The sequence below is a fragment of the Ferrovibrio sp. genome, assembly GCF_017994015.1.
In the GTDB taxonomy this organism is placed as follows: Bacteria; Pseudomonadota; Alphaproteobacteria; order Ferrovibrionales; family Ferrovibrionaceae; genus Ferrovibrio.
The window spans coordinates 59553-67499 of sequence record NZ_JAGOLP010000018.1; the positions used below are offsets into that span (position 1 = coordinate 59553).

Annotated in this window: 6 protein-coding genes; all 6 read left to right on the top strand. The window is 62.9% G+C overall.

Annotated elements, in window-relative coordinates:
- Positions 1 to 2: 2 nt before the first annotated feature.
- Positions 3 to 872, top strand: a complete 870-nt coding sequence (locus KBB36_RS11320) for a hypothetical protein (RefSeq protein WP_290980393.1) — start codon at positions 3 to 5, stop codon at positions 870 to 872.
- 3 nt (positions 873 to 875) lie between these two features.
- The gene (locus tag KBB36_RS11325; RefSeq protein WP_290980396.1) at positions 876 to 2636 is read left to right on the top strand and encodes a cytochrome c3 family protein; all 1761 of its coding nucleotides are present in this window, start codon (positions 876 to 878) and stop codon (positions 2634 to 2636) included.
- Positions 2633 to 3058, top strand: coding sequence for a hypothetical protein (locus tag KBB36_RS11330; RefSeq protein WP_290980399.1), 426 nt, complete (start codon positions 2633 to 2635; stop codon positions 3056 to 3058). Before KBB36_RS11325 ends, KBB36_RS11330 begins: the two co-directional genes overlap by 4 nt.
- Positions 3055 to 4908 carry a heme-binding protein gene (locus tag KBB36_RS11335; RefSeq protein ID WP_290980402.1) on the top strand — a complete coding sequence of 618 codons (1854 nt, stop codon included), beginning with the start codon at positions 3055 to 3057 and terminating at the stop codon, positions 4906 to 4908. The genes KBB36_RS11330 and KBB36_RS11335 overlap by 4 nt, the downstream gene beginning before the upstream one ends.
- On the top strand, positions 4893 to 6779 hold the full coding sequence (locus KBB36_RS11340) for a hypothetical protein (RefSeq protein ID WP_290980405.1): 1887 nt from the start codon (positions 4893 to 4895) through the stop codon (positions 6777 to 6779). Before KBB36_RS11335 ends, KBB36_RS11340 begins: the two co-directional genes overlap by 16 nt.
- Positions 6780 to 6781: 2 nt before the next feature.
- Positions 6782 to 7947, top strand: a 1166-nt coding sequence (locus KBB36_RS11345) for a hypothetical protein (protein ID WP_290980408.1), incomplete at its 3' end; no start/stop codon positions are given.

Below are 7947 nucleotides of genomic sequence, written 5' to 3' on the forward strand. Positions count from 1 at the left end.
GCATGAGCGCGGAAGTAGCCCCACCCTCCCGCATCGAAGCCACCCACCACGAATCAGTGCTGGTGTATCGCAGCTTCCGTTACCTGAAGCTGGCGGCCCTGACCTGTCTGCTGGCGGCACTGGCCTATGCCATCCACGATCCGCAGCCGATGCCGAATGGCGGCACCTGGCTTGGCTATATCCTCGGCACGCTCAGCCTTGCCATCATCCTGTTCCTGGCCTGGTTCGGCATCCGCAAGCGGCAATACGGGCCAAGCAGCAGCCGCCTGGCCGACTGGCTCTCGGCGCATGTCTATCTCGGCCTGTCGCTGATTGTGCTGGCCACCCTGCATACCGGCTTCCAGCTTGGCTGGAATGTGCATACCCTGGCTTATGGCCTGATGCTGCTGGTGATCCTCTCCGGCGCTTTCGGCGTCTACACCTATATCCGCTATCCGCAATTGATGACCGAGAACCGGCGCGGCATGGGCCTGCTGCAACTGATGGGCCAGATTGCGCAATTGGATCGCGAAATGCGCCGGCTTGGCCTGCCGCTCAGCGAAGCCGTGAACAAGGCGCTGCTTTCCGCCGCCAATGAAACCCGCATCGGCGGCAATTTCTGGCAGCAATTGCGCGGTTATGATCCGCATTGCGCCACTACCCGCGCCCGCCTGCTGATGACCCATCTGGCCGAGCATGAAGCCGGCAATTCAGCCGCGATGCGGCAATTGCTCGGCCTGCTGACCCGCAAGGAAGCCCTGCTCGGCCGCGCCCGCCGCGATGTGCAGCTTGCCGCCCTGCTGAAAGCCTGGCTGTTTGTGCATGTACCGCTCACCTTTGCGCTGCTGGCTGCGCTGTTTGCGCATGTCTTCAGCGTTTTCTTCTACTGGTGAGCCATGCGCCTGCAACTGCTTGAAATCACCAGGCGCAGCAACGGTTCGGAGAGCCGGCGCGAACATGTGATTGAGGCCGGCACGATCCGCATCGGGCGCTCGGCGCAATGCGAAGTGCATATCGCCGATCCGCGTGTGCTGCTGCATCAGGCGATCATCGAACACCATGCCGTTGGCCCGGTGATCGTGGCCGAGCCCGAAGCGGAAACGCTCAAAGTAAATGGCCGGGATTTGACCTCGCATCCGCTGCGGCTGGATGATCGTGTGGAACTGGGCCCCTATCGCCTCACCGTGCGCCCGGCGCCGGATGGCTTTGACCTGTCGCTGAAACTGACCACCCAGGGCGCACCGGCCGATGAACTGGCTGAACTAACGGCGCGCAGCCGCACCGATTTTGCCAGTGTCGGCCTGGGCCGGCGCGGCTGGTCGTATCTGCTGGCACTGGCCGTGCTGATCGTGTTCATGGCCCTGCCGCTGGCCGGGCGCTTTTTCAAGCCAAACCTGGAAACAGCCGGCACCAGCCAGTCCGGCATGATGGGCCTGGCCACACATTGGCCGGCCAATGCCGACAAGGTCTGGCTTTCGGGCGAAATTTCCAATCCGCATAAATTCTTTGGCGCCACCTGCGAGGCCTGCCACCAGACTCCCTTTGTGCAGGTGCGCGACAATTCCTGCCTGACCTGCCATGGCAATATCCGCCACCATGCCGATCCAGCCGAAGCCCGCATGGCCGGACTCCAGGATGCCTCTTGCCAGGGCTGCCACAAGGAGCATAACGGCGCCCAGGTGGCGATCCTGCGTTCGGATGCCTTCTGCACCTCTTGCCATAGCGACCTGTCACTCCAGATGCCCACAACCAAACTGCTTGATGTGGGCGATTTTGAACGCAAGCACCCGCAATTCCGCCCCACGGTGCAGAGCGAGACCAGCGATAGCGGCTGGATGCGCGTTTCGCTTGACGATAATCCGCGGCCGCGCGATCTCTCCGGCCTGAAATTTCCGCATGACAAGCATCTGGTGAGCAATGGTGTGCGCCATCCGGAGATGGGCAATGTGAAACTGGAATGTGGCTCCTGCCACAAGCCGGATAGCGGCGCTGTCAGTTTTCAGCCAATCCGCTTTGCCGCGGATTGCCAGGGCTGTCACAAGCTGGCCTTCGAAACCCAGGCGCCACAGCGCGAGATGCCGCATGGCAGCGCCACCAAAGCCAAGGAATTTGTGCGCGATTTTTATGCCGCGCGCGCCTTGGCGGGTGGCCTCGACGACCCGGCTGCACCCGACGTGGTGCGCCGCCGACCGGGCCAGAGCCTGAGCGCCGCCGAAAAGCTGGAAGCGCTGGCCTGGGCCGACAGCAAGGCAAAGGCCGTGCTGAGCGGCAAATTCGGCCCCGGCCTATGCGGCGAGTGCCACAATCTCAAGGATGGCGAAGACGGCCTGTTTGACGTTGCCGCGCCGGAGATTCCGCCGATCTGGCAGCCGCTGAGCCGTTTCCCGCATCAGCGCCATCGCGAAGTGAGCTGCACCGAATGCCACAAGGCGCCAAATTCTGTGGCCGCCACCGACCTGCTGCTGCCCGGCATAACCACCTGCCGCAATTGCCATGGCGGCGAGAAAGCCAGTGAGAAGGTGGCGACAAGCTGTGTTGCCTGCCACAAATTCCACCAGCCCGGCATGCCGACTATGCGGCATGGCGCCAAGGCAGCGCAGTTGCCCAGCCTGGGCCATCCGCCACTGGTAACTTTGGCAAAAGGCGACGAGCCATGAAGAGGCTTGCACTCGCCTTCCTGCTGCTGCTGGCACCGGCTGCCCAAGCACAGAACACAATGGGCAAGCCGCTGACCGAGGCCGGCAGCAGCATTGCTGCGCCGGTGAAACTGACGCCGGGCGTGGCGCAGCGCCTGCAAGTGACCGTGCCGCTGGCTGGCGACCGGCCCAGCGCCACCCATGTTTTTGCCCGCTTTGGCAATAACCAGCCGATGCAGCGCAACAATGAAGGCTATTGGCTGCCCTGGTCGGGGGCGCGGGACGACCTGATCGACAATCGCTTGCAGCCAAGCGGCGACAGCCTGACATTCAAGATTGCCGATGAAGACCTGAGCGGCGCTTTCCTGCCCGTTCACATCTTTGTTGCCTATCGGGTTGGCAGCAGCTTCAAATATGGTTCCTTCATGCTGGTGCAGCCATGAAGCGCCTGCTCGCCGCCCTGCTTTTCATCGTCCTGGCCGGACACGCTCAGGCGCAGGCCTTGAGCGCGCCGGATGTGAACCTGATCCTGAGCCGCGCGGTGCAGGAAGCCCAGGCGCGCGGCACCAATGCCACCATTGCGGTGGTGGATCGGATTGGCAATGTGCTGGCCGTGCATCGCATCGGCGGCGCGGTAAATGTCACGATCACATCAGGGCGTGGCATCGCCGCCGGCAACGGGCTGGAACAGGTCAGCCTGGACAGCACTTTTGCCGCCATCGCCAAGGCCATCACCGGCGCCTATCTGTCCTCCAGCGGCAATGCCTTCACCACCCGCACCGCCAGCCAGATTGTGCAAGAGCATTTCAACGTCGGCGAAACCAATCAGGCCGCCGGGCCGCTTTTTGGCGTGCAATTCAGCCAGTTGCCTTGTTCCGACCTGATGAGCGGCGGCGATGTGGTGGGCGGAATCGGCCCGCGCCGCTCGCCGTTGGGCCTGTCCGCCGATCCGGGCGGCATGCCGCTTTATATCAACGGCCAGGTGGTGGGCGGCATCGGTGTGATTGCCGATGGCATCTACGGCCTGGACCGCGATATCAGCAATTACGACCGCGATCTTGACGAATTGATCGCCCTGGCCGGCCAGAGCGGCTTTGCCCCGCCCGAGGAGATCAAGGCCTATCGCATTGCCGTGGATGGCCGTCTGCTGCGCTATGCCGATGTGGATGAGCGCGACCTGCTGAGCAATCCAGGTGCCGCACCCGCAGGGCCGGCAGCCGGCACCCTGGTGACCGTGGCCGGCTATTTCACTGCCGGCGGTGGTGTGCGCGCCGGCGTCACCTATGGCAGTGCTGCATCAGGTATACAGTCTGATGCCTCGGCCACGGCACCGCAATTCCCCGGCTTGCCGGCGGCCACTTTTGTGCTGACCGACGGCGCCGGCACCAACCGCTATCCGCCCACCAACAGCACCGCCGCTTCGCTTGCAGCCGGCGACCGCATGACGGCGGCGGAAGTGCAGCGCATCCTGCAAGCCGCCTTGCTGGTGGCGTTTCAGGCCCGGGCCCAGATCAGGCGGCCGCTGGGCAGCTTTGCCGAAGTCACTGTTTCGGTGATCGATGTTGAAGCCGCTATCCTGGGCATTGCGCGTACCCGCGATGCGCCGATCTTCGGCACTGATGTCAGCTTGCAGAAAGCCCGCAGCGCCGCTTTCTTTTCACGAACCACTGCCTTTGCCGAACTGAATGCGGCCGGTGGCACGGTGCCGAATTATGCCACAGCGGCCCGCGCCTTCATTGGCGGCAATGCCCTGGCCGATGGCACCGCCTATTCGGCACGCGGCCTGGGCAATCTGGCCCGGCCGTTTTATCCCGATGGCATCACCAGCAACGGCAATGGCCCCTACAGCCTGCCCTTCACGCGCTGGAGCCCGCTTAATGTCGGCTTGCAGCTTGATCTGATCCAGAATGATATCGTGGCACGACTGGATGGTTCGCTGATTGGTGCGCAGGGCTGCGTCAACGGTGCCGGTGGTGGCCCGACCCTGCCCAATAACGGCGCCGGCGGCCCGACCCGGCTGGCCAACGGCATGCAGATATTTGCCGGCGGTGTGCCGATTTATCGCAACGGCGTGCTGGTGGGCGCCATCGGCGTATCCGGCGACGGCATCGACCAGGATGACATGATCGCCTTTCTGGGCCTGGCAAATGGTGCCAGCAACGGCCTGGGCAATGCGCCCGATGGCATTCGCCTGGAACGCCAGGTGATCCGTGGCGTGGCACCGCGTTATGTGAGCTGCCCGGTGAAACCCTTCAATTATTCCCATGTGCAATTGCCATGTCGCGGACGCTGAAATACGGCGCGGCCCTGCCGCTGCTGCTCGCCTTGCTGGCGAGCCAGGAAGCCCGCGCCGGCAAGGAAGACTTTTTCGAATTCCGCGAAGCCGGCCAGGGTGTGCTGATGGCGCAGGACGAGCCGCGCCGCCGGCCCGGCGCCCGCCCTGAACCGCCAACCGAGGCTTTGCCGCCGATCGACCCAACCGCCGTGCCGCCGCCGGCCCCCGCCCTGCCGCGTGAAACCCTGCCGGTGCCGGATCGCTGGCGCCTGATCGAAGCCATTGGCGTCAACGAAAAATGGTGGGACCCCTATAACCAGAATACGCTGAAGGCCGACCGGCCGATTGCCAAGGATTACTTCTTCAACCTGTCGGTCATATCCGACACGGTGTATGAACCGCGCAGTTTTCCGCAGCCGGTCAGCCTCACTGGCAGCGCCGATGCCAACAAGCGACTGGATGCCTTTGGCCGAGTGGACCAGCAGCTTTTCGCCACCACGCTGATTCCGTCCTTCTCGCTGATCAAGGGCGACACCGCCTTCAAGCCGCCGGATTTTGAACTGCGCCTCACACCGGTGCTGCAATATAATCGCGTGCAGGCCGAGGAAGACCGCATCCTGCGCATCGACCCGACCCAGGGCAGCACGCGGCAGGACCCGTTCCTTGGCATGCAGGAAGCCTTCGTGGATTACCATCTGCGTAATGTTTCCGACCGCTATGATTTTGATTCGCTACGTGTCGGCATCCAGCCGATCACCAGCGATTTCCGCGGCTTTGTGTTTCAGGACAACCAGTTCGGCGCCCGCATCTTCGGCACCCGCGACAACAATTTCTGGCAATATAATCTCGGCTGGTTCCGCCGCGTCGAGAAAGACACCAATAGCGGCCTGAATGATATCCGCGAGCCTTTGCGCAAGGATGATGTGTTCATCGCCACGCTGTTCCGCCAGGACATGCCGGTGGTGGGCTACACCTCGCAATTCGCCATCCTGCATAACCGCAATCGCGAAGGTGACGAGGCCGCCTATTTCAACCGCAACGGCTTTCAGGAACGCCCGGCGGTATTCGGTGCGCAACGGCCGCATAACTATAACGTGACCTATCTGGGCTATAGCGGCGACGGCCATTTCGGCCGCTTCAACCTGACGCATTCGCTGTATTATGCCTATGGTCATAACGATGCCAGCCAGTTCATCTCGCAAACCCGCGACGAGCGCGCCGATATCCGCGCCTGGTTTGCCGCCGTGGAGCCATCCATTGATCTGAGCTGGCTGCGCCTCCGCGGCAGCCTGCTTTATGCTTCGGGCGACAAGGATCCCTACGACAAGACCGAGCAGGGCTTTGACGCCATCTTTGAAAATCCGCAATTTGCCGGCGCCGATACCAGCTATTGGGTGCGCCAGGCGGTGCCGCTGATCGGCGGCGGCGGCGTAGCACTATCGGGCCGCAATGGCTTGCTCAACAGCCTGCGTTCCTCCAAGGAGCAGGGTCAGTCGAATTTCATCAATCCCGGCCTGATCCTGATCGGCGGCGGCTTCGATGCCGATGTAACACCGGAACTGCGCCTCAGCACCAACCTCAATTACCTGCGCTTTGCCGACACATCCTCGGTGGCCACCTTGCGCAACCAGGGCAATGATTGTGCCGCGCTACCGCTGGGCACCCAGCCCGGGCCGGGCAGCAAACCCAAATTGTGCAGCAACGAAATCGGCTGGGATCTATCGGCGGCGCTGATCTATCGCCCCACCTTCATCCAGAATGTGGTGTTCCGCGCTTCCGGCGCCGTGCTGTTTGGCGGCGAGGGTTTCCGCGAATTGTTTGCCGTTGATCCTGAAAGCGACAAGTCACGCTTCTACTCGGTATTGTTCAACATGATCCTGACCTATTGACCATGCGCCGCATCGCCGCCGCCTTTGCCGCCCTGCTGCTTAGCCAGACCCTGCTTCTGGCCGGAGAAGCGCGTGCTGCCGGTGGCGAAAGTCCGCGTGACATCAAGTATGTCACCGCGCCACCAGCCCCGTTCCAGCAGACACCGGAAGCCGCCGCCGGCAAGAGCGAAGGCTGCCTCACCTGCCATACCAGCACCGATGCCGCGACGATGCACCAGAATGCGGCAGTGAATATCGGCTGCACCGATTGCCACGGCGGCAATGCCGCGATCCGTGCGCCGCAGGCGTTGGAGCAATATGCCGCCACGCGCGACCAGGCGCATGTGCTGCCGCGCTTTCCGCGCGCCTGGCATTTCCCGCGCAGCAGCAACCCGGAGCGCAGCTATACCCTGCTCAACCATGAAAGCCCGGACTATATCCGCTTCGTCAATCCATCGGATTACCGGGTGGTGCGCGAAGCCTGTGGCGAATGCCATTTGCCGATCATCCAGGCCGCCGAACGCAGCCTGATGAGCACCGGCGCCATGCTATGGGGCGGCGCGGCTTATAATAACGGCATTTTGCCCTTCAAGAATTACATCATGGGCGAAGCCTATACCCGCGATGGCCAGCCGGCTTTGATCAAAAGCCCAGGCACCGTGACGCCGAAGATGACCGAGCAGCGCGGCGTGCTGCCGCAATTTGTGCCGATGCCGGCCTGGGAAGTGATTCCGCCGGGCGACATCTTCCGCGTTTTTGAGCGCGGCGGCCGCAATATCGTGACGCAATTCCCGGAAATTGCGCTGCCCAATATCGCCACCGCCGGCCCGGGCGCGATCCAGCGCCTGGATGAACCCGGCCGGCCGGATATCCGGCAATCCAACCGTGGCCCTGGCACGGGGCTGCGTATTGCCGTGCCGGTGATCAACATTCACAAGACCCGCCTGAACGATCCCTTCATGTGGTTCATGGGCACCAACGACCAGCCCGGCGATTATCGCCATTCCGGCTGTGCCGGCTGCCATGTGGTTTATGCCAATGACCGCGACCCACGCCATGCCGGGCCGTATTCCTTCGCCGGCCATGACGGCAAGAGCGAGACCCGCGATCCGACAATACCGAAAGATCGCTCGGGCCATCCGCTGAAGCATCAATTCACCCGCGCCATCCCGACCAGCCAGTGCATGAC

Coding starts and splice junctions, on each gene's coding strand:
- KBB36_RS11325 (WP_290980396.1), top strand. CDS start 876: ATGCGCCTGCAACTGCTTGAAATCACCAGGCGCAGCAACGGTTCGGAG.
- KBB36_RS11330 (WP_290980399.1), top strand. CDS start 2,633: ATGAAGAGGCTTGCACTCGCCTTCCTGCTGCTGCTGGCACCGGCTGCC.
- KBB36_RS11335 (WP_290980402.1), top strand. CDS start 3,055: ATGAAGCGCCTGCTCGCCGCCCTGCTTTTCATCGTCCTGGCCGGACAC.
- KBB36_RS11340 (WP_290980405.1), top strand. CDS start 4,893: ATGTCGCGGACGCTGAAATACGGCGCGGCCCTGCCGCTGCTGCTCGCC.
- KBB36_RS11320 (WP_290980393.1), top strand. CDS start 3: ATGAGCGCGGAAGTAGCCCCACCCTCCCGCATCGAAGCCACCCACCAC.